At 60.0% G+C, this 22,644-nt stretch carries 15 protein-coding genes; 7 read left to right on the plus strand and 8 right to left on the minus strand.

What is annotated here, in order from left to right; translation table 11 throughout:
• Positions 1-11 precede the first annotated feature (11 nt).
• The 3 genes from ACFQDI_RS05925 (at position 12) to ACFQDI_RS05935 (ending at position 10,043) form a co-directional block, all read left to right on the plus strand.
• Positions 12-884 (plus strand): phosphotransferase, encoded by an 873-nt coding sequence (locus ACFQDI_RS05925; protein ID WP_377164422.1) that lies wholly within the window; start codon positions 12-14, stop codon positions 882-884.
• A 66-nt stretch (positions 885-950) separates the two neighbouring features.
• Complete coding sequence (locus ACFQDI_RS05930; RefSeq protein WP_377164424.1) at positions 951-2,585, plus strand: RNA polymerase sigma factor; 1,635 nt, start codon at positions 951-953, stop codon at positions 2,583-2,585.
• Between the two features lie 414 nt (positions 2,586-2,999).
• Positions 3,000-10,043 carry an autotransporter-associated beta strand repeat-containing protein gene (locus tag ACFQDI_RS05935; protein ID WP_377164426.1) on the plus strand — a complete coding sequence of 2,348 codons (7,044 nt, stop codon included), beginning with the start codon at positions 3,000-3,002 and terminating at the stop codon, positions 10,041-10,043.
• A 13-nt stretch (positions 10,044-10,056) separates the two neighbouring features.
• On the opposite strand, the gene ACFQDI_RS05940 is transcribed toward ACFQDI_RS05935, so the two are convergent.
• A complete protein-coding gene (locus tag ACFQDI_RS05940; protein ID WP_377164428.1) occupies positions 10,057-10,638 on the minus strand; it encodes a hypothetical protein in 582 nt (193 codons plus the stop codon).
• A 107-nt stretch (positions 10,639-10,745) separates the two neighbouring features.
• Here ACFQDI_RS05940 and ACFQDI_RS05945 point away from each other — a divergent pair, with 107 nt between their 5' ends.
• Positions 10,746-11,432, plus strand: coding sequence for a 3-keto-alpha-glucoside-1,2-lyase-like domain-containing protein (locus tag ACFQDI_RS05945; RefSeq protein ID WP_377164430.1), 687 nt, complete (start codon positions 10,746-10,748; stop codon positions 11,430-11,432).
• 67 nt (positions 11,433-11,499) lie between these two features.
• Here ACFQDI_RS05945 and ACFQDI_RS05950 read toward each other — a convergent pair whose 3' ends face one another.
• Positions 11,500-12,372, minus strand: a complete 873-nt coding sequence (locus tag ACFQDI_RS05950) for a sugar phosphate isomerase/epimerase family protein (RefSeq protein ID WP_377164432.1) — start codon at positions 12,370-12,372, stop codon at positions 11,500-11,502.
• Positions 12,373-12,430: 58 nt separating this feature from the next.
• Positions 12,431-12,874 (minus strand): YiiD C-terminal domain-containing protein, encoded by a 444-nt coding sequence (locus tag ACFQDI_RS05955; protein ID WP_377164434.1) that lies wholly within the window; start codon positions 12,872-12,874, stop codon positions 12,431-12,433.
• Positions 12,875-12,964: 90 nt separating this feature from the next.
• Here ACFQDI_RS05955 and ACFQDI_RS05960 point away from each other — a divergent pair, with 90 nt between their 5' ends.
• A complete protein-coding gene (locus ACFQDI_RS05960; RefSeq protein WP_377164436.1) occupies positions 12,965-14,701 on the plus strand; it encodes a sialate O-acetylesterase family protein in 1,737 nt (578 codons plus the stop codon).
• A 9-nt stretch (positions 14,702-14,710) separates the two neighbouring features.
• On the opposite strand, the gene ACFQDI_RS05965 is transcribed toward ACFQDI_RS05960, so the two are convergent.
• Positions 14,711-15,388, minus strand: a complete 678-nt coding sequence (locus tag ACFQDI_RS05965) for a histidine phosphatase family protein (protein ID WP_377164438.1) — start codon at positions 15,386-15,388, stop codon at positions 14,711-14,713.
• Between the two features lie 62 nt (positions 15,389-15,450).
• Between ACFQDI_RS05965 and ACFQDI_RS05970 the strand changes: the two genes are divergently transcribed.
• Positions 15,451-16,395 carry a glycosyltransferase family 2 protein gene (locus ACFQDI_RS05970; protein ID WP_377164440.1) on the plus strand — a complete coding sequence of 315 codons (945 nt, stop codon included), beginning with the start codon at positions 15,451-15,453 and terminating at the stop codon, positions 16,393-16,395.
• A gap of 6 nt (positions 16,396-16,401) precedes the next feature.
• The gene (locus ACFQDI_RS05975; RefSeq protein WP_377164442.1) at positions 16,402-16,932 is read left to right on the plus strand and encodes a hypothetical protein; all 531 of its coding nucleotides are present in this window, start codon (positions 16,402-16,404) and stop codon (positions 16,930-16,932) included.
• A 9-nt stretch (positions 16,933-16,941) separates the two neighbouring features.
• On the opposite strand, the gene ACFQDI_RS05980 is transcribed toward ACFQDI_RS05975, so the two are convergent.
• The 4 genes from ACFQDI_RS05980 to ACFQDI_RS05995 form a co-directional block, all read right to left on the minus strand.
• Positions 16,942-18,555, minus strand: coding sequence for a right-handed parallel beta-helix repeat-containing protein (locus ACFQDI_RS05980; protein WP_377164444.1), 1,614 nt, complete (start codon positions 18,553-18,555; stop codon positions 16,942-16,944).
• Positions 18,556-18,618: 63 nt separating this feature from the next.
• The gene (locus tag ACFQDI_RS05985) at positions 18,619-19,557 is read right to left on the minus strand and encodes a prolyl oligopeptidase family serine peptidase (RefSeq protein WP_377164446.1); all 939 of its coding nucleotides are present in this window, start codon (positions 19,555-19,557) and stop codon (positions 18,619-18,621) included.
• A 111-nt stretch (positions 19,558-19,668) separates the two neighbouring features.
• Positions 19,669-21,225, minus strand: a complete 1,557-nt coding sequence (locus tag ACFQDI_RS05990; RefSeq protein WP_377164448.1) for a sulfatase family protein — start codon at positions 21,223-21,225, stop codon at positions 19,669-19,671.
• Between the two features lie 51 nt (positions 21,226-21,276).
• On the minus strand, positions 21,277-22,515 hold the full coding sequence (locus ACFQDI_RS05995; protein ID WP_377164450.1) for a serine hydrolase domain-containing protein: 1,239 nt from the start codon (positions 22,513-22,515) through the stop codon (positions 21,277-21,279).
• Positions 22,516-22,644: the final 129 nt, after the last annotated feature.

Here is a 22,644-nt window from a genome sequence, read left to right on the forward strand (position 1 = left end):
GTCACCCCTTCATGACCGATACCGATCTTCCCATCCGCGCTGCCACCGAGACCGCCATCGCCCACGGCATCACGCCAGACCGCTGCGACATTCTGCAAAACAGCAGCACACTGGTGCTTCGCCTCACCGAGACGCTGGTGGCGCGTGTGGTGCAGGACACCAGTGGCCCGAGGCAGGGCACGGAGTGGTTTGCACGCGAAAATGCCATTGCCCGCCATCTCACGGAAAACGGTGCGCCTGTCATTCCCCTGCACTCGGACCTGCCACCCGGCCCGCACGAGCACCTGGGATATCCGATGAACTTCTGGCAATTCGTTACCCGTATCGACGCCGCGCCCGACCCGCGTGAAATCGGCCGCACCTTGCAGCAGTGCCATGACGTCATGAGCCGCTTTACCGAGCCGTTGCCGCATCTAGCCATCATCACCGAAAGCCTTGCGATTCTGGATGAGCGCGAGCTCTTTCCTCCAGACACACAGCAGATGCTGCGAAATCATCTGACTCAGTCCATCAAGGCGCTGAACCGCTATCCGCAGCAGCCTCTCCACGGAGACGCTCATATGGGCAATCTCATGAACACCACACGCGGCCTGCTGTGGACAGACTGGGAGGATACTTTTTCAGGCCCTGTGGAATGGGACGTGGCGTCTATTATCTGGAACGCACAAATACTCGAGGATGATCACGCTGCAGTGAAAAAGATCTGCGATGCCTATTGCGAAGCCGGCGGAGCCATCGACGAAGAGGCTTTGCATCACAGCCTCATCGCCCGTGCGGCAGTCATCACCGTCTGGTATCCGATTCTCTACCCAAATCCGAATGAGGACCGCCGGGAGAAACTGCAGCGGCGCATCGAGTGGCTGCAGCAGCGGGCCGTCATTTGACTGGAACGCTGAAAACCGCATACTTTTTTGTCACCAGCCGGACAGTGGCGACCACTGGTGGGTGTCATGAATACTGCAACCTTCATCCCAGCAACTACGAACGACGCCCACCTCGTGGAACTCAGTCTGCGGGGCGATACACAAGCCTTTGGCAGCCTGGTGGAGCGTCACCAGTCGCTCATCTGCGGCCTCGCGTACAGTGCCTGTGGAAATGTGCATGTGAGCGAGGACCTGGCGCAGGAGACCTTCATCACCGCCTGGCAGCAGCTTCGGAATCTGCGCGAGAAGGGCAACATCCGCGGCTGGCTTTGCGGCATCGCTAGGCATGTGATTAACAATTTTCTGCGGCGCCAGCAGCGCACGCCTACGGCGATGGCAGCGGAGCTAGACGAAATGATGCATCCCGCATCCCCCGAGCTCCCACCCGATGAAAGCGCGATTAGTGAGCAGGAGAGCGCGCTGCTCTGGCGCACGCTGCAGAGCCTGCCCGAAAACTACCGCGAGCCCATGGTGCTCTTCTATCGCCAGAATGATTCCGTGGCCGCTGTGGCGGAGTCCCTGGGACTCTCCGAAGATGCGGTGAAGCAGCGGCTGGCGCGCGGCCGGGCCATGCTGGCAGAGCAGGTGGAGCGCAGGCTGGGCAACGCGCTGCGCCAGACCATGCCCACAGCAGCGTTCACCTTTGGCGTGCTGGCAGCGCTGCCCCTGGGCACCACCTCTGCCTCCGCAGCCACGGCGGGCATGACTCTGGCCAAAGGCGGCGCGAGTGGGAAACCGCTGGTCATGGCCCTGCTGAACGGAGTGCTAAGCCCGCTGCTGGGCTTTGCGGCGGCAGGCGTGGGCTACAAGGTGAGCATGGACAGCGCCCGCTCTGTGGAAGAGCAGCGGATGATCAAAAAATTCTTCCGTGTGCTGCTGGCTGCCATCCTCTTTTTCTGTGCCTACACCACGATGCTGATGATTTACGGCCGGTGGCTGGCCCTCCAGCATCCTGCGGCGTATGTCACATTGCTGACGGGCATGATCGGTGGATGTATCCTGCTTTGTGCCGGAGGAGGGGCATGGGCGCTGCGGCAGAACCGGAAAGTCGTGTCCGCAGAATCCGCCGTGGAAGACGCAGGCATTCTCCCTGTGGGAAATTGGGGAGTGCCGCATCTCGAATATCGTAGCAGACTCACACTGCTGGGGCTGCCTCTCGTGCATATGCGGCTGGGGAGAAAGCACGGCGAGCCCATCCGTCCCGTAAAAGCGTGGTTTGCCATGGGGGATTTTGCCCTGGGTGTGATTGGGGCCTTCGGTGCCTGCACCATCGCTCCCATCAGTCTGGGTGCCTGTTCGTTGGGTTTGATCTCACTGGGCGGGCTGGCCGTCGGCGTGCTCTGCTGGGGTGGGCTTGGCCTGGGCGTGTGGGCCATTGGCGGCTGTGCACTTGGCTGGCAGGCCTATGGAGGCTGCGCCGTGGGCTGGGAGGCGGTGCAGGGGGGCATGGTGGCGGCGCGTCATCATGCGCTGGGGGCCGTGGCGGTGGCGCAGCATGTGAATGATGCTGTGGCCAGAGCCTTGATCAATCAGAGCGCGTTTTTCCAGTTCACCCGAAAGGCGATGCATTACGCGATCCTCCTCAACTTCGTCTGGTTCGTGCCGCTGGTGCTGCTCGTGCGCAAAGGACGGCAGCTGAGGCGTCAGGCGGCCACTCGGTGATGCATCATGCCCAATGAAGACGCCGCTGTGGGCGAAAATGCCAGACGGTGATCAGGCAAAGCTCATGCGGCAGTGTCTTTTTTCATAAATCATCGGGGGGATGAATCACTGTGCCCGTGTAGTGTTGGACGCCACTAAAAAGGACTCGATTGCGAGTCCGACGCGTGCCACTGAACCAGTGTCCATGACCGTGAATTTCACGATGACCTCGCACGGCTATCTGCCGTGCCTCAGGCCTCGTATTCCGGTCATCAGGTGCGGCGGAATCTGCGGATGCAGGCTGGGGTGAACGTTCGAGTTAGAACTCCGTCTCTGCTTCTGTTTTTTTCGCGCCAGCAGTGTCCCGCAAATCCCCGTCTGTTTCATTTGTCTGCCAGAATCATGTTTCGTTCTCATTCGTCACCATTGCCCCGTTTGTCGATTCACCGCACATGGCCTGGGGGGCTTTTTAGCCTTCTGGCGGCGGCTTTTTGGCTGGCATGGGCCGGCGGCTCCGCATCCGCACAGACCATTCTCTGGAATCAGCCTGCCGGTGGCGATTTCAACACGGCGGCAAACTGGGACGCAAATGCCGTCCCTGGAGCTGGCGACACGGCACTCTTCAACATTGGCATGAGCGGCAGCATCACCTTGTCCGCCAATGCTGCGCCAGGAAGCATCTCCTACGACACGAATGCCACTAGTTTCGCCCTGGGCACCCTGGCGGGAAATACTCTCACGACCGCCAACGGCGGCGCGATCTCGATCCTCTCCACGCTTACGGCAGCAAACCAGACCTTCACCATCAATGCACCGCTGATCCTGACGCCGGATTCAACGACCACACCGGGAGCGTTCACAATTCAAAATGATGGCACGAGCCCCAGCACGATTCTCGTCATTGCAGGCGGCATTTCCAGCAGCACGACGAGCGGCACAGAAACGCTGACGCTGGCGGGAGCAAACACGGGGGCCAATGTGATCAGCGGCGTCATTGGCAACGGCGGTGCGTCGAGCCTGACACTGACCAAAAGTGGCGCGGGCACCTGGATGCTCACAGCCGCAAACACCTATACGGGTGCAACGAACATTGCAGCAGGCACCTTGGCCCTAAGTGGTGGCAACAACCGGCTGCTGAGCACTGGCACGCTGAATTTTACAGGCAGCACTGGTACGCTGGACGTGGGCTCCACGAGCCAGACACTGGCCGGCCTGACGTTTCTGACATCAGGCGTCAACAGCAACGTGATCACTGGCGCCGGAGGCTCGCTGAACATCATAGGCGGAAACATTCAGATCGGTGGAGGCAACCTGCTGACAGCAACAGCACAGAACGTGGACATGAGCGGCCTGGGCACGTTCAGTTACACCCGGACCTCCGGCAGCTTCAATGTCGGTGGCACCTCGGACGCAGGCACCGCCATCACCGCTAGCGCGACTCTGACGATGGCGGCCGTGAACACCATCACAGCGGCGAGCTTCAACGTGGGCTTTTACAACACGGGTGCCAACGCACTCAACAGCGGTACCGTGCATCTGGGACAGACAAACACGATCAACGCCTCCACCATTCTCGTGGGCAATCAAAAAACCACGGCCCTGCTGGATTTCCAAAACCTGACCGCGCCGACGCTGAAAATTCGCGGGACTGGAGGCACGGATGCAGACCGCGCGTCCATCACCGTGGGGCCTGAAAACAGCGGACTGACGGCAACGGTGGCCACGGTTGACCTGACCAGCGGCGGCACGGTTTCGAGCACTTTGGACGCCATGGTCAGCACGCTGATGATCGGGCAGAATCTCCGCAACACCAATTCGGCCGGCATGTCCGCCACCGGCACGTTCATCATGGGCATGGGAACGCTGAACGCGATCTCCATCGTCGTGGGCCAGCAGGATTCGACTGTCGTGGTGACCACGGGAGGAGCGGCCACGGGCACGCTCAGCCTCAAGGGCGGCACCATCACCACCACCACGCTGACACTGGCCGACAAGAAAACCAACGCGGCGGGCATTTCTCAGGCGCTCACCAGCAACCTCAATCTCTACAGCGGTACGCTGAACGCCACGACCATTCAGCGCGGCGGCGCAGGAACGGGGGCGGGAGCCAGCAGTGCAACAATCAATTTCAACTGGGTGGACGGCACCATCGGCAACATTGCCGGGGCAGACATGACCGTGAGCGGCAACACCGCACTGAATGGCCTGACCGGCGGGCTCAACATCGTTCTCAACAACAGCGGCAACGTCTCTGGTACCCACACCTGGAGCGTGAGCGGCACTCAGACCGCCACGGTGCAAAATACGGTGACGCTCAGCGGTGCAGGCGGCCTGACCAAGATCGGGACCGGCATGCTGGTGCTGGCTGGCGCCAACTCATACGCTGGGGTTACCAAGATCAACGCAGGCACTCTGAAGTTTGGCCTCGAGACTTCGCTCTACGGTGGGAACACGGCCAGCTGGACAGACACGAATCTGTTGGTCGGTTCAGGTGCGACAGCGGCATTCAATGTTGGGGCTGCCGGTGAATTTACCGCGGTGGACATCGACAATCTGAAGGCCCTGGGGACAGCCACCTCCGGCTTCATGAAGGGCTCCTTCCTTGGTCTTGATACCACGAACTCCGGGGGCGTCTTCACCTATGGCTCCGTCATTGCGAACTCGAACGGCGGCAGCAATGTGCTGGGATTGGTGAAACTGGGTTCAGGAACACTTCAGCTCACCGCCGCAAACACTTACAACGGTGGAACCATCATCGCCGCAGGCACGCTTGCCCTGAGTGGCGGCAACAACCGGCTTCTCAGCACGAGCACGCTCAGCTTTACTGGCAGCAGTGGCACTCTGGACGTGGGCTCCACGAGCCAGACTTTCGCAGGACTCTCATTTCCCAGCGTAGGAACAGCCAGCCATGCCATCACCGGTTCCGGAGGCACCCTCACAGTGAACGGCGGCAGCATTCAAATTGGTGGCGGAAATGCCACGGTAAGCGGTTCTGAAACCCTGGACATGTCAGGTCTGGGCACCTTCAGCTACATCAACACCGCCGGAAATTTCTATGTGGGCGGACTGTCCGATAATAGTTCGAATGCAATCTCCGGGAACGGGGTGCTGACGCTGGCGGCAACAAACACCATCACGGCGGCGAATTTCAAGATCAACCCGTTCAGCACTGGCCTTGGCTCCGTGAACTCCGGGACCGTGCATCTAGGGCAGGCCAATACCATCAATGCCAGCACCATCCTCATCGGTGAGCAGAAGACCATCGCGCTGCTGGATTTCCAGAGCGGACTCGTCAGTCCGACGCTGAAGATCCGCGGCACGGGAGGTACTGACGCAGACCGCGCAGCGATCACTGTGGGGTTCAATGGCAGTGGCGTTCTGGATTCCGTCTCGACGGTGGATTTGACCACAGGAGTGACGGGCAGCAGCATCTTGGACGCCAAAATCACCACCCTGCTCATCGGCCAGGCCATTCGAAATGGCACTGCAGGAAAGGCGGTGACGGGAACTTTCCTGATGGGCCAGGGCACCATGGACGCCACCACAATCATTCTGGGGCAGCAGGCGGCTGTGAGCGCCGGCAATTCCTCCGGTCAGGCGACGGCCACCTTGAGCCTTAACGGCGGCACGATCATAGTGACGACCTTTACTCTGGCAGACAAAATCAGCACGGCTGTCGCACAAACGATCACCAGCAATTTCAACCTCTACAGCGGAACGTTGAATGCCACGACGATTCAGCGCGGTACCGCAGGCACCGGTGCCGGAGCTGACACCGCAACCATCAACTTCAACTGGGTGGACGGCACCATCGGCAACGTGGCTGGTGCGGACATGACAGTGAACGGCAACAGTGCGCTGAATGGACTGACAGGGGGGCTGAACATCGTCCTCAATAACACAGGCAACCTTTCGGGAACACATACGTGGAATGTGACCGCCACCCAGACAGGGACGGTGCAGACGGCGACGATTCAGAGCACCGTGATCCTCAGCGGCTCGGGCGGGCTGACCAAGACTGGCCTTGGCACACTGGTTTTCAACAGCGCCAACACCTACACAGGGCTGACAAATGTGACTGCAGGTGAGCTCGACCTCAATGCCACGGGCGGGCAGGCCATAGCGGGGAATCTCACGGTCAGCGGCGGCACGGCCAAGCTGCTTCAGTCAGCCCAGATCAATTCTGTCAAAAATTTGATCGTCAGCGGAGGAGCCTTTTCATTGCAGAGTTTCAACCAGACCCTTGCCGGTGTGCAGATCACGGGTGGCATCATCACTGGCAGCACCGGCGTCCTCACCAGCACAAGCGCTTATGATGTTCAGGCAGGTGTGGTAAACGCCATCCTGGCTGGCGGTGCCGGTCTTTCCAAGACCACAGCGGGCACGGCTTACCTCTCGGGTGCAAACATTTACTCCGGTGGCACCTCGGTCACAGGCGGCACCCTCGTGGGTGTGAGCACCTCGGCCCTCGGATCCAACAGCGGGCTGAGCATCAGCAGTGGCGCCACCTTTGCCTACCGTCCTACTGCAGCTGGTTCGCTAAACATCGGCTCGGGCGTGCTGACGCTTGCCGGAGGCAGCACCATCGGCACCGCACTGGGCGGCACTCAGAGCCAGTCGGTGATCAGCAGCACCGCCGCCGCCTCAGCGAGCGGACAGATTGGAGTGGCGCTCTATTTCATTCCCGCAGCCACACTGACGACGGGCGCCAACAATTTGATCACTGTAGCCAGCGGGCTGACATCGGGCGGTGCCACCTACACTCTGACGCAGCTCTACAACGCCACAAACTTCACCGTGAGCAACCTCGTGGCCACGGACACCACCCTGAGCATCAGCGTTGCCAGCGCCACGGCATTGACCACAGCCTACTGGAAGGGTGGGCTCAGCGCGGGCGGGAATGTGTGGGCGCTCTCTGATGGCACCGCCAGCAATTGGGTGACCAATTCCAACGGCACCGGCGCTACGCCACTGGTGCCGGGATCGGGGGGCGCCATCACCTTTTCGGCCACGGGAGCCACCAATCAGGGTTCCATGGTCCTCGGGGCAAGCATGTCGATCAAAAGCCTGGTGGTGAGTGACACCAATCTTCTGACGCTGAATGCGGATGGCAACACGCTTACCATTGCGAATTCTGCTGGCATCACCGTGAACAGCGGCGCCGGGGCCGTCACCCTCAACGCCCCGATAACTCTCGGGGCCTCCCAAACCTGGACCAACAACAGCTCCAGTACGCTGACCATTGGTGGCGCGGTCAGCCTTGCTGCATTCAATCTGACGAGCACCGGTGCCGGCAACACCGTCATCAGTGGTGCCATCAGCGGCACGGGCAGTGTGACAAAGAATGGTGCCGGCACCCTGACCTTGTCCGGTGCCAGCACGACCACCGGCACACTGACCATCAATGCCGGTGCGGTGAATCTCTCCGGCAGCTACACAGGGGCTGTGACTCTCGCGGGCACATCCATTTTCAATCTGCAGGCGGGAGCCGGGATTTATGGCACCAACACAGCATTCAGTGTGGGATCGGGTGTTGGCAGTGCAGGGGCTTTTTATCAGACAGGTGGAGACATCCTGTTTAACAACAACTTCAACCTTGGCATCAATGGAAACTCCACGTCTGGTTCATATGGGTTCTACAGCCTCAGCGGTGGCACCGTGACAGATACGGGAGGGGGAAATGTGCGCTTTCGCATGGGCGGCGGAGCTTCCTACTCGACGGGTGTCTTTTACCAGTCCGGAGGCGCGGTCAGCATCATCTTCGGCAACGGTCTGGAGGTCGGCGCCAATGCAAGCACCAATATTTCGAATGCCACTGGCGTGGGCTACCTCACCGGAGGCACATTCACTGCGTTATCCAACCGGATCGGCTACAACGGCGTCAGCAACAACGCCAATGGGATACGTGGAGAGCAGACAGTGGCGGGCACGGCCGTGGTCACCATCAATGGCACCACTTTCCTTGGCCTCGCAGCCAGCGACATCGGCATTCTTAACCTGAACGGCGGTGTGTATGCCACGAAGCAGATCACCAGGACCAACGGCACGGGGATCGTGAATTTCAACGGCGGCATTCTCAAGGCTGCGAGCTCCGCAAACAGCGGATCTTTTCTCACCGGCCTCACCAGCGCCAACGTCTTTGCTGGCGGCCTGACGGTTGATACGAACGGTCAGTCGATCACGATCGGCCAGTCGCTGCTGGCACCTGCTGGCAGCGGTGTCGCGACAGTTGCTGTCACCAATGGAGGCAGCGGCTACGTGGGCGCTCCCTACGTGGCCATCAGCGGCACCGGCTCAGGTGCCACGGCGGTGGCGAATATGGTCGATGACGGCACGGGGAAAGGCACCTTCAAAATCGCCAGCATCACCATCACGAGCCCCGGCACCGGCTACACAGGCACACCCACGGTCACACTGACAGGCGGGGGCGGCACAGGTGCGGTCCTGGATGCTGCGGTGCTGGCAGCGAATGTGTCAGGGGGGATCACGAAAACTGGCACCGGCACGCTCACCCTCAGCGGCACCAACAACTACACCGGTGCCACCGTCGTCAATTATGGCGGCACGCTCGCCGCGGGCAGCACCAGCGCTTTCGGTGTCAATTCTGCTGCGTATGTGGATGGCACCCTGCGACTTGCGGGCAGGGACAGCGCGCTTGGCTCGCTGGCGGGCTCCAGCACAGGCATCGTCGAAAATGCCAGCTCCACCTCGGCCACGCTGACTCTGGGTGGCGACAATTCTTCACAGAATTTCAGCGGCATCATCCGGGATGGCACAGGAACCGGAGTGCTCAATTTGGTCAAAGTCGGCACTGGCACTCAAATCTTGTCTGGAGACAGCACCTACACCGGAGCAACGACGGTGAGCCAGGGTACGCTCCAGGTGGGGGCATCCGGTCTGGGCTCCACCGCCGCCAGCAGCGCCGTCTCCGTGAATGGTGCCACGGCTGTGCTCGCGGGCAGCGGCACGGTGAATGGTGCTGTCACCGTGACTTCGGGCTTCATACTGCCCGGAGACGTCGGCGGAGCCGCCGTCGGCACGCTGAGTGTGGGCAGTCTGAATCTCACCAGCGGTGGCGCCGCAGCCTTTCAGATCCAGGGTGTCTCCCTCAATGACCGCATCATCATTCTCAATTCCGGCGGACTCACGCTGAATGGCAAGGTGAGTGTCACCACTTCGCTCACAGGCACGGCTTTCAGTGCGGCCTTTGCAGCTGGCAGCAAGTATGACCTGCTGGACTGGAGCGGAGTGGTCAACGGCACCTTTGATGTCGGCACGCTGGTGCGCAACGGCAGCCTGGACAACGGCCTGCAGTTTGATCTGCCCGACCTCAGCTCACTGGGGCTGTACTGGGATGTGAGCAGTTTCCTCACCGATGGCTCCATCCTCGTCGTGGTGCCGGAACCCAGCCGCGCCATGCTTCTGCTGATGGCCATGGGATGTGCGATCTTCCGCCGCCGCAGGCAGATGCACGGATGAGTGACAGCTCTGCTCAAGGAAGCCCCGGCACCTGCTTCGGATCATACTTGGCACCCTTCGACACCTGGATCAGCGTCATGCGCACCTTGGTGGGGAAAAACTTCTCGGGATCTGGCCGCTTGTGGGCGTGCAGGTTGTGATCGTCCTTCAGCACCAGGTGCATTTCCTTGATGCCCTGGTCCCAGAGGATGTCGTTGTTCTGCCAGAAGCTCGTCATGGAGATGTCCTTCTCATGCACGCCTGTGGTGGTGTAGGCACCTGTGCCGATGCAGCCGTAGCCGTGGTTCTGGCCCTTGTAGGGGATGTAGCACACGCTCCATGTCGTGGGCTGGTCACCCATAGGCTTTTCGAGCACTTCCAGGCGCACATGCACGGTGCCGTTGCGGTAGTCCACGGGCGCGGTCCAGTTTTTGGGACGCGCGGCATTCAGCATGTCTCCTTTCACGTAGTAGTGTGACTGGCTGGGCTTCGAATTGAGCGCACCCTGGTGGGTAAAGGTGAAGGTGGCATCAAACAAAACAAACTGATCGGCGTGGCCGGGGGCGGCGATGGACAAAAGCAAAAGGATGGAAACAACAAGAGTGCGTGCGTTCATGCCGTGAATCATGATGGAGGACGAAGCTCGGTCAATGCTGGAAGAAGCAGCTCGCTCAATTCATGAACCGGACGCAACAGCCGCATGCATCGCATCGTTTCGAAAGCATGCGCCTTTCCTTGCCCTTGCTGCTGTTTTGCTCCTCCGCCGTTGCCGGCGAATTGATCCACGAAGATTTTTCTGCCGCCGGTCTGCCCAAAGGCTGGACCACCGGAGGCCGCGCCAATTCATGGACGGTGCAGGACGGTGTGCTGCAAGGCAGCTGCGCCAAAGACGATGACCACGGTCCGGCGGTTTTTGCGCCTCTCTCCGGCCGTGATCTGGACCTGAGCTGCAAGGTGAAGCTGGATGAAAAAGGCAACTGCCTCATCCTCGTCGATGGCGAGTCCGCCTTTGGTGGCTCCGCGCATCTGCTGCGCGTTTCCATCTATGGCAATACGCTGGCCATTGCGCAGGACCGCGGCTCGCCGCAGTCACACATCGAGCACGGAAAGCTGCGTGCTGCACTGGCCAAGGAAGGCAAGAAAGTTCCGCCACCCACGCCTGAGCAGCTGGCTGATCCGGCCTACTACCGCACCGAGCGTCTGGCCAGCGCACCGCTGCAGGCCAAATCCGGGGAATGGATCAAGCTGGATGTAGCCCTCAGAGGCAACAATGTGACCGTGACGGTCAACGACTCGCAGAAGCTCGACGCAAAAGGAACGGTGTTTGATGTGGCAAAGTCACGTCTGGTGTACCTGGTGGGTCAGGGCAAAAAGCTCTGGGTCGATGAGGTGAAAGCCTCAAACCCGTAAAGCCAAAACAAAAGCGCCGAAGGATGCGTGATCCTTCGGCGCTGCGATGATTCTTTCTGAATCTGGATTACTTGGTAGCCGCAGTCGGCTTGAAGTTCTTCACAAACTCCAGGCACTTGGTCACATCAGGCTGGCTCGTCTCCCAGTCCTTTTCCCACTCGGCATCCAGCGGACCGTAAAAGCCCTGCTCGGCGAAGAGGTTCAGCACGGCTGGGATGTCAGACTGGCCGGTGCCCCAGATCATGTCCTTGGCCTCGCGGACACCGAAGGCTTCCAGATCCTTCACGTGGCTGTCAAAGATGCGGCCTTTGAGAATGCGGATGGCGTCCGTGGGCTTCACGCCGGAGCGCACCCAGTGGCCGATGTCGGCGCATGAGCCCATGCGGGGATCGCGGTCCTTCACCACGCTGAGCACATACTCGGGGTCCCAGTAGCGGTAGCTGCGGTCCAGCGGCTTTTTGGGGTGGTTGTGGATCGCCATCTTGATGTCGTATTCCTTCACCAGTTTTTCGATGAGGTCGAAGGCGTCTTCCGCAGGCTCGCTGACCACGATGCCCACGCCCATGTCCTTGCAGAAGTCAAAGATCTTGCGGCACTCAGCCTCATCGTTGGCCAGGCGCACCACGCCGTAGCCCACGGGGGTGAGTCCCAGTTCCTTGAGCTTGGCCTTCACCGGGGCACGCTGTTCTGCCGTGGTGTTGTGGTCAAACTTGGATTTCGGATCGGCTTTGTTCACCAGATGGCCGGGGAAAAACTCCACCGTCTTGCCGCCGCAGGCGGCGATCTTTTCCAGCGCCGTCATGAGCTCAAAAGACTTGAAGGTGTAGGCCTGGCAGCCGGCATAGAACTGGCCGACTTTGGCGCTTTCAGGAAGAGGCTCTGCGGCAAGGGCGAGTGAGGCCGTGCCGAGAACCAGGGAGAGAAATGTCGTGCGTATCATGGGAGCGAGTCAACGCTCCGCATGCAGCATTCTTGCATCTCTCAAATGCTGCGCTCACTCATCGCAGCGCCACAAAATCTCCCTCATAAAGCACGCAGATTTTGTCTTTGTGGATGACCTGAACCCGCAGCCTGAGATGGGCTTTGCCGGTGGTGTGAAAGGTGTCCTTGAAGGTGCTGAGCTCCGCCTCATCAGGCTTCAGGCACACGGCGCGTAGAGTTCCGCGCACAGGGTGCTTGTAGCGTATGCTGCTTTCGCGTACGACGATGTGCGCCTGCCGGTCCCCCAGCTGCAGCCAGAGCATGGCGTAGCCAGCCAGGGTGGTCAGCGCGCTGAGGCTGCCGCCAAAAGCGGTGCCAAGGTGGTTGTGGTTCGGTTCCAGCGGCGCGGTCACCACGAGCTGCGCACCGTCGTAGCTTTCCAGCTTTACTCCCATGGCCTGGGTGAGCGGGATCTGCTCATGGAGAAAGCGTTCGGTGTCACGCAGGAGGTCGTCGTTCATCAGGGAAGGACTTTCGGGATGCTCCGCAAATTCGCAACGATCTTCGCGATAGGCCGTGGCTTTCGCATCGTTACCAGCGGCCCACCTGCCATGAAAATGCTTCCGTGCTTCCTCGTCGCCACCTTCTGCCTCGGTCTGTCAGCCAGCCTGCAGGCCGAGCTTTCGCTGCCCCATTTTTTCAGCGACCACATGGTGCTGCAGCGCGAGCGTGCGGCCGCCGTCTGGGGCAAAGCGAGCCCGCAGGCCGAAGTCACACTCGAATTCAAAGGCAAGACCGCCTCTGCCAAAGCGGACGAAAAGGGGCGCTGGCGCACCAGCATCGAAACGGGTGCTGCCGATGCCAAAGGCGCGACACTCTCCGTGAAATCCGGCCCCGACAGCGTTGCGATCAATGACGTGCTCGTTGGCGAGGTCTGGCTGGCTTCCGGCCAGTCAAACATGGCCTTTACCATGAACCGCGCGCCAGCGAATGCTGACATCATCGCAAAAGCGGATTACCCGGGGCTGCGGATGTTCAATGCACCTCTGGTCACTGCTGCCGAGCCGCAGGAAGACATCGACGGGGCATGGACACAGAGCAGCCCGGAGACCGTACCTGGCTACTCGGCAGTGGCTTTTTTCTTTGCCCTCAAGCTGCATCAGGATCTGGGCGTGCCTGTAGGCGTGCTCAAGACCGCCTGGGGCGGCAAGCCGGTGGAAACCTTCACCAGCCGTGAAGCACTGAACACACTGCCTGGAACCAAGGAAATGGTGGACAAGCTGCTGGCAGAAGCCGCCAGCTATGACGCCGCCAAAGCGCAGGCTGCTTATGAGGCCAGTCTCAAGAAATGGCAGGAAACGATGGCCGCCGCCAAAGGCAGGCCAGCACAGGACCGCAAGCGTCTGCCCAAGCGCCCCGCCGCCCCCAAGCCGCCGCTGGAGACCGAGGGCAAGCCCGGCGTGCTCTTCAATGCCATGATCAATCCCTTTGCTGGCTACACCATCCGCGGCGCCATCTGGTATCAGGGAGAAGCCAACGCCAAGCCCGGTGCCGTGCCTTATGATCAGACACTGCCGCTGATGATCCGCGACTGGCGCCAGCGCTGGGCAGATGACTTCTCCTTCTACTTTGTGCAGCTGGCCAACTTCCATGCCCCCTCCACCGCGCCCGGCACGCCGGACCCATGGGCTCTCCTGCAGGATCGCATGCGGCACATCCTGACCTCCACTCCCAAGACCGGCATGGCCATCATCAATGAAGTGGGCGAGGCCAATGACATCCACCCCAAAGACAAAAAGACACCCGGCGAGCGTCTTGCCCGCTGGGCGCTGGCCAAGGACTACGGCCGCGACATCATCTACAGCGGCCCCTTGTTTAAGTCGAGCCAGGTGGAGGGGGGCGCTGTCCGCGTGACCTTTGACCAAGCCGGCTCCGGGCTGAAAGCGCGCGATGGCGCTGCCTTGAAGCGCTTTGAAATCGCCGGTGCAGACCACGCCTGGAAATGGGCGGATGCCAAAATCGACGGCAAAGACAGCGTCATCATCAGCAGCGTGGAAGTAAAGCAGCCGGTGGCCGTGCGCTACGCCTGGGCGGCCAACCCTGAAGGGGCCAATCTGGTGAATAGCGACGGCCTCCCCGCCTCCATCTTCCGCACCGATGATTGGAGCGATGTGGAGGTCGCTGCCCCAGCACCTGCGGTGGACGAGCGCCGTGCTCTCGCCACTGAAATCAAGACCCTGAATGCCAAGCTCCAGAGCATGGACCGCAAAAGCGCGGAAGCCTTGGAGCTGCGCAAAAAGGTGCAGGAGCTGCTCACCCAATACAAGGCCACCGCACCGAAAAAATAGCGGCGTGCCTTACTTGGCCCACCAGCTGGACAGGCAGGCCTTCGGCGTGTCCGGCTTGATCAGCGTGTCCTCAGAGTAGTGCGAGGTGTCGTTGAAAAGCATCAGACGTGCGCGCACCGGATCCTTGAAGTCCACCACATTCAGCGCTGCCGGGTTCTGATCCAGATTGTCGCGGTAGCGGCGGGGATCAAATCCGAGCAGCGAGCTCAGCAGCAGGCGGATCGTTGCCTTGTGGGAGACGACGATGATCGACTCCCCCTCATGCTGCCGCACGATCTCCATCAGCGCGGGCAGGGCACGTGCCGTGACGGCCAGACCGCTCTCACCGCCCTCTGGCGCAAAGGTGAAAGGATCTTCGTCCCAGGCGGCAGCCTCGCTGGGAAACTTCTGCTCCACCTCCGCGCGCGTCAGCTGCTCCCAGTGACCGTGTGAGATTTCCTTCAGGCCCTCTCGTGGATGCACCTCCAGCTCATGTGCCGCGGCGAGAATGCGTGCCGTTTCCATCGTGCGGTCCAGCGGAGAGGCATACACCGCTGCCACAGGCAGACCTTTGAGTCGCTGCGCCAGTCGCGAGGCCTGGCTGCGTCCTTCATCAGACAGCGGCACATTCGTGGCACCGGCAAAGCGGTCTTCAGCCGTCAGGATGGTGGCGCCGTGGCGGATCAGGTAAATGCGTGTGAGAGCCATGGCCTGCCTATAGCACAGGTCATTTGGCTCTTTCGAGCAGATTCTGATTCAAGATCTGGGGCTTGCTCGAACAGCCCGGATACATTGATGATTTAAAAGAGGCTTGGTGCATTGACCTCCGCGGCACGATCAGGTATCGAGGGCTGATGGTGAGCGAAAATCCCAAAGTCACAGTGGTCATGGCTACCTACAACTGGAGTTCGGTGCTGCCTTACTCCATCGGCAGTGTGCTGCGCCAGACCATGACGGACTTCGAGCTCTGGGTGGTGGGAGATGCCTGCACCGATGATTCAGAAGGCGTCGTGCGCGCCATTGAGGATCCTCGTGTGCATTGGTATAACCGGCCCGTCAATTTCGGGCAGCAAGGCGGACCAAACAACGACGGCATCGAGCGTTCGCGTGGGCAATACATCGCCTATCTGGGCCATGATGATCTCTGGCTGCCGCATCATCTGGAGTCACTCGTTTCTGCACTCGATGGAGGGGCGGACGTCGTCTGGGGGGCGGTTTCCTTGATCATGCCAGATCAAAAGAGGGCCTTGATGCCTGCTGGCCCCCAGAGCTATCGCCCCGGGATGTGGATCCCTCCTTCAGGCTTCATGCATCGCAAAAGCCTCGCACAGCAGGCTGGCGGGTGGAGGTCGTTTCGGGAAATATCCATGGATCCGGAGGCTGATTTCCTGTTCAGGATGCATCAAGCCGGGGGTAGGTTTTGCTTTGTGCACAGGCTGACGGTTTTGAAGCTTCCTGCGGCTGAAAGAAAAAATGTCTATCGCGAGAAACCCTGCCATGAGCAGGCCGCCTGGACCCGCAGGCTTCTGGACGGTGAAGATCTGGAAAGAGCCGAGTTGCTGGAGATGGCCATCAAACCTGCGCAGGCGGTGGAAACCCACATCCGTTTGTGGATGCGTGGCCTGATGGACACGCTTGGGAAAATGCTCAAAGGTTACAAACGGACGGTCTTTGACCGTCGTCGAAAATACAAAGGCCTCGAACCCAAATCCTGACTCCTCATGAATCCCGAACTTCCAGCCGTGCCCGACCGCCAGACCGTCACACCTCAGGGACAGTCGATTCAGTCGTTGATCGATGGCGTCAAAGTGCGCCTGGCGGTGACACATCCCGACGAGCGTGGCGATCTTTGCGAATTGTACAGCACCGCATGGGGATTCGATGACGAACCCATGGTTTACGCCTACTTCGCCAGCGTCCGCCCCGGTCAGACCAAAGGCTGGGTCAAACACCTGCTGCAGACGGACCGGCTCTTTTTTGCGCTCGGTTCATTCCGGGTGGTCCTCTACGATGACCGGCCGGATTCTCCGACTTATCAGAAACTGAACGTGCTGCACTTCAGCGACCGCAAGCGCGGCCTCGTGCGCATTCCTGCGGGCGTTTTTCATGCCGTGCAGAATGTGGGCACGGTGGACGCCTGCTTTGTCAACAATCCCACCCGGGCCTACAATCATGCCCAGCCTGACAAATACCGGCTGCCGCTGGATACACCGCTGATTCCGTTCGACTTCGCTCCGACGCTTGGCGGTTAGTCTGCCTCTTCACCTCCGCCCGTGGTTGAAGTCCACGGTCTTGCTCGCCGTCTTGGCACCCTGGTTGTGGTCGATCAGCGTGTTCTTGCAGCTCGGGTCCACCACGATGGTCGCTGCCTTGTTTCGGAAAGTGTTGCCAGTGAACTGCAGGTCGTGCCCGTTGGGGGCAAAGGTGACGGCCTCGTCAGGCGCGGAATCGCCGAGGATGAAAATATTGTCACGCACAATCACCGGGCCATAGCTGGCTCCCGGCTCATAGATTGTGAAGTAGAGCTCCGGAAACTCGCCCGGCTTGGCCGTGCGGTAGGCGATCCGTCCCCGCCGCATGTCAGGCTCATTTTTCGTGGTGTTGTTCACGAACACATTCCCCGTCATGATGAAATTCACCGGCTGGTTGATCCACGCACCGCGTCCGCCGTTACGGAAGGTGTTTCCCGTCATCGTCACATCCGTGCAGCTTTTCTCCACGCTGATCACGCGCGAGCCGTTGGTTCCATCCACAAGGTTGCCCGTGATGGTGGCGTTCTGGCAGTACTCCGCCAGAAAGAAGGCCCCCATGCGGCTGCCAAGGATGTGGTTGCTGGCAAAGATCACATTCCGGCTGCGCTGAATGTGCATCGTGTCTCCCAGGGCGCTGAGCTGGCAGCCGGTGACGCGCACGTCCTTCGCACCCACAATGTCAAACGCCCCCTTGCCCGGGCCGCTGCCCGTCGGGGCATAGGCCCCCAGGTAGGTGCCGCTGAGATTGAATGCCAGCACGCCGCTGCCATCGTTTTCGAAACGAATCGGCACACCCTTCGGCTGCTCGGCGATCTTGATGTGTTGAGGGGTGGATTCGACCACAAAGTACTGCCGACCACGAACGATGTTTTTCGGCAGGCGGTCACCCATGATGGTGAGCGCTTCTTTGGGATCATCCGTTTCACTCACGGCGAGCGGGCGTGTGCTGTTGTCAAACTTCACCAGATCCCCGCTGAATGTCGCCTCACGCATCAGGTCCGTACGGAAATACTTTCTGGCACGCTCCACCTCCCACGGCTCGTAGGCTTCCGGGAAGGTCATGATCTGCCACAGGTATCCGTAGTCCCACATGAACTTCCCGCTGCGCAGCAGCGTGCAGCTTTCCAGCGCCACACGCTCGGCATAGGCCTTCACCGCGCTCTCGCTGCTTTTACCCACCAGTCCATGCACGCCCAGCACGGCTCCAGCCATGCCGTTGGCCTTCACCTCACGAAAGAGAATGTCATGCGTGCCGCCCTCTCGGGTCGTGGTGATTTCAATGCCCTTCGTGTTCGCATTGGGCTCCCAGAGGTTTTCCTTCTGCGCCGGATCAAACACGTGGCCGATGAACTCTCCGCCATGCCAGGTGACATGCGCAATGTCCTGCCCCGCAAAGATCACCACACGCGCCTTGTCCGGCAGCGTCTCCGGCAGGATGAATCGCGCCCCATGGGCCAGGACGGTCATGTTCGACTCCAGCACCAGCGGCTTGGCACCATCGAGATGGTAATCACCTGCAGGGATCGCCACCACACCGCCTTTGGAAAGAAGCGCGGCGAGTTTGGCCGAGTCATCAGCAAAAGTGGCGGCGGTCAGCAGCAGGAGACAAAAAAGAGACTTCATGAGACAATCATAACGAAGCCCATGAAGCCATCTCCACCCTAAAATAAGGATTGTGCGGCTGCCCTACTTCTTCGCCTTCTGCACCGGCGTGCTTGGCAGTGAGGACACATCCAGCGTGAACGCCTTGGCAGGTTGTTTGCCCAGAAGTTGGAGATCAAACCACTCGGTCATGCGCTCCGTGTCCTGCGGCATTTCCTGCCAGCCGCCGTGCCCAGCACCCAGACGGATGACCAGTTCGCACACCACGCCCTCCTCATGGCAGCGTTTCAGAAAGCGCTGCGACTGCGTGATGGACACCTGCGGGTCAGCATCGCCATGCACGATGAAGATGGGCGGCAGTCCTTTGTGAACCCAATAGATCGGAGACAGCTCCTTGCCCAGCGTTGCGCGTCCTTCTTCGGTTGCCGCTTTGGGGCCAAAGGCTGCCGCGTAAGCCGCGAGCTTGCCAATGCCCACCGCATTGTCTCCGGGCTCGAACCAGTTCAGGTAATCGGTGGGCGGGTAGAAGCACGCCACGGCATTCACCGCGCTGCTTTCACGATCCACGGGATCAGCCGCCTTGGGATCTCCCGGACCGCCGCGCGTGGCCAGCATCAGGCTCAGGTGGCCGCCTGCGCTGCCGCCCGTGACTCCCAGCTTCTGCGGGTCCACGCCATACTCCACCGCATGCGCACGCACAAAGCGCACGGCGCGGTTCAGGTCCGCCACGATCTCCTCCACCTGAAACCTCGGCTGCGTGCCGTGTACCACCACAAACGTGGTGTAGCCAGCCTTCGGCCAGCCGCCGTCGCTGATGCCATTGTGGTTCGACTTCCACCCGCCGCTGATGATCTTGATGATGCCCGCGCCGTTGGGCTTGGCGGGCTTGAACACATCCATCGTCAGCGCCACGCCATCGTGCTTCGTGTAAATGACATCACGAATCCTCTCCGGCTCCTGGGCGTGGAGCGTGAGGGAGACGAGGGCTAGGCAGGGACACAGCAGGCTGGAAAGAAGTTTCATGGAGGGGACTGAGTTGTGCCCAGCTTCTTAAAATCCGCAATCGCCTTCACCACCTCATCTCGGAAATCAGGCTTCATGATGCAGGGGAATGAAAGACTCAGCCTCGCGGTTTCACTTTTTCTCCCGCAGCATCCAGCGGTTCTGGATCTGGTCTGCCTCCTGGCTGTTGATCAGCCAGTTCAGCAGTCGGGTGCGCAGATCAAATTCCACATCGCGCATCTCAGGCTTCCCGGCCAGGTTCCTGGTTTCAATAGGGTCGGCCTGGATGTCGTACAGCTCCGCATAGCCCTCCGGGTAGTAGCAGTATTTCCAGCGCTCCGTGCGCACCATCTTGGCATCAGGATGGCGGATGCCGCCCACGCCCTGGCCTTTTTCAAACGGCATCTCCGTTTTTCCTCCGGTGATGACCTCGGGAATGATGTTTTCGCAGAACACTTCCGCATGCGGTTCGTAATTCCTTCCCATGTCTGCAATCAGCGGCGCAAAGCTGCGCCCCTGCACCTCGCGCGGCTCCGGAATGCCGGTAAACTCCAGCAGCGTCGGCAGCAGATCCACGGTTTCGATGAGCTGGTGATACTGCGCACTTTTGATGTGCCCCGGCAGACTGAGCATCAGCGGCACACGCACCGAGGGATCAAAGAAGCAGTTCTTGTCCGTGATGGCGTGCTCAAAAAGCTGGTCGCCATGGTCGGAGCTGAAAACAATCAGCGTGTTCTCGGCCTCGCCGGAGGCTTCCAGCACATTCAGCAGCAGACCGATTTCATAGTCCACATGACTGATGGTGCCGTAGTAGCTGCGATAGGCCCACTCCAGCCGCTCACGGTCCAGCTTCGGCTCGCCATTGCGCAGCGCCAGCTTTTGCACCGGCAGGGGCATGTTTTTCACCGTCTCCAGGCTCACCGTTTCGGGAATCGGGATCTGCACGCCGTCATACATGGAGTCATAAGGAGCAGCGACTTCATAAGGCGAGTGCGGCTTCCAGAACGAAACATAGTAAAAGAACGGCCGCTCATCCTTCAGCAGCTCCTTCAGCACCGCTCGGGACCGTTCACCCGTCCAGGCGGTGTCCGTGTACTGCACCTCAAGGGTGGAGCGAAACGGGTTTTTCCCCGGCTCAATGTTTTTGGCGGTGGCACGGTAATACATTTTTCTGTTGGGCAGGGCCTCATGCAGCCACCTGACGTAATCAGACCACAGGTCCGTAATGGCAGAGCCATCATGCAGCTCGGCGTAGTCGAAGCCCGTGCGCAACGCCTCCTCCTTGTTGGGCGGGTAGTAGTGCAGCTTGCCCACGGCGGCGGTGCTGTAGCCCGCCTCCCTGAAGCGTGCCTGCATCAGGACTTCGCTTCGGTCCAGCGGCGTGTAGTTCACGCGGTTCTTGTGCGAGTGCGCATAGCGCCCCGTGAAAAAGCTGATGCGCGACGGCACGCACACGGGCGAAGAAACAAAGGCATGTGTGAAATTGGCCCCTCGCGATGCCAGCCGGTCCAGGTTAGGCGTCTTGATGATCTTGTTGCCATTTGCCCCGATGCAGTCCCAGCGGTGCTGGTCCGTCATGATGAAAAGAATGTTCGGGCGCGCCTTGCCAGCAGCCACGGTCTGAGCCTCCAGCCCTGAAGCTAAGAAAAGCACCAGGGCTGGAATGAGGATGTGTAAAAGCAGGTTCATGTTATTGGGCTGAAGTCTGCACCGGAACGACGGACTTTCGCTGGCTGCAGCTCATTTTCCAGCTTTGCCATACGCAGCCACCGCCGCCTTCATGAAGCCGCCATACATGATCTTTTGCTCCTCGCCGGTCATGTCAAAGCGCTCCACTAGGATCACCATGGCGATCTCGTTTTTCGGATCAATCCACATGGCTGTGCGGCGCGCCCCACGGTGACCAAAGCTTCCGACGCTCGGGCCCTCATCATCCTTGAGCTTGATGGAGAATCCAACGCCATAAGCCGAATCGGGGCTCACCGGGGTGTCTCCGGTCTGGATGGAGGACAACTGTTTGACCGCCTTCTCCGAAAGGTAGCGTTTGCCATCGAGCGCACCAGCATTCAGCAGCATGCGACAAAAGGTGCCTATATCCGTGGCGGTGGAGAAAAAGCCGCCTGCAGGCTCGCCATAATGTTTGGCATAGTTGAATGCGATGCCTGCTCCCATGTCCGCCGTGACAGCCCGCGGCACATGCACGCCTTCGCTCCATTTATCGATGATGCGCTGCTCCACATCCTTGTCCTGCTTGATCTCCTCCAGCCCCTTCTTGTCTGTCGTGAACCGTGCCGTATGCGCCAAGCGAGCAGCCTGCTCTTCATTCGGCCACAAGGTCGTGTCCTTCATGCCCAGCGGCTCAAACAGTCGCTTCTGCATGAACTCAGCATAGCTCATGCCGCTGACCACTTCGATAATCCGGCCACCCGTGTTGATCCCGCAGTTGTTGTACTCGTACTTGGTCCCGGGTTCCTGACGCAGCGGAAACCTCGCATACAGCGCCACATTGTCCTTCAGCGACTGCGTTTGTTTGAGGCCCTTCTCATTCGCCAGTACCATGCCGCTCGTATGGCACATCACCTCGCGCACGGTGATCGGGTGCTTCGGCATGTGCAGGATTCCGTCTGCATCCTTCACCTGCTGCCCCTTGAATTCAGGCAGGTATTTCTCCACCGGATCATCCAGGCTCACCTTGCCCTCATCCACCATCATCATCAGTGCTGCACCGGTGAGCGACTTGCTCATGGAAGCGATCCAAAACACCGCATCCTCCCGCATCGGCGTCTCACTGGCCAGGCTGGCATAGCCAGTGGCTTCGATCTCAAGCACCTTGTCCTTGCCAGCCACCAGAGTGACGACACCAGGGGCGATGTGCTTTTCAACCAGCGACTCCAGCACTGGCTTGATCGGGCTGGAGCTTGTCTCGCCATGCGAGAGTGAGGCGAGGACAAAAAGGCTGAGAAAGGTGAGAAGTTTCATGGTCTAATTTAAGGCGAGATAAAAGCGAAGACTGCGGCTGAGCTTTGTGGGACCGAGTTATAGAGACACAAGCAGGGAACAGCCTCCCAGAGGATGGGTGGGATTCATTTTCATCATCAAAACGGGTGT

Origin of the sequence: Prosthecobacter fluviatilis (assembly GCF_042655725.1) — a bacterium.
GTDB classification, from domain to species: domain Bacteria; phylum Verrucomicrobiota; class Verrucomicrobiia; order Verrucomicrobiales; family Verrucomicrobiaceae; genus Prosthecobacter; species Prosthecobacter fluviatilis.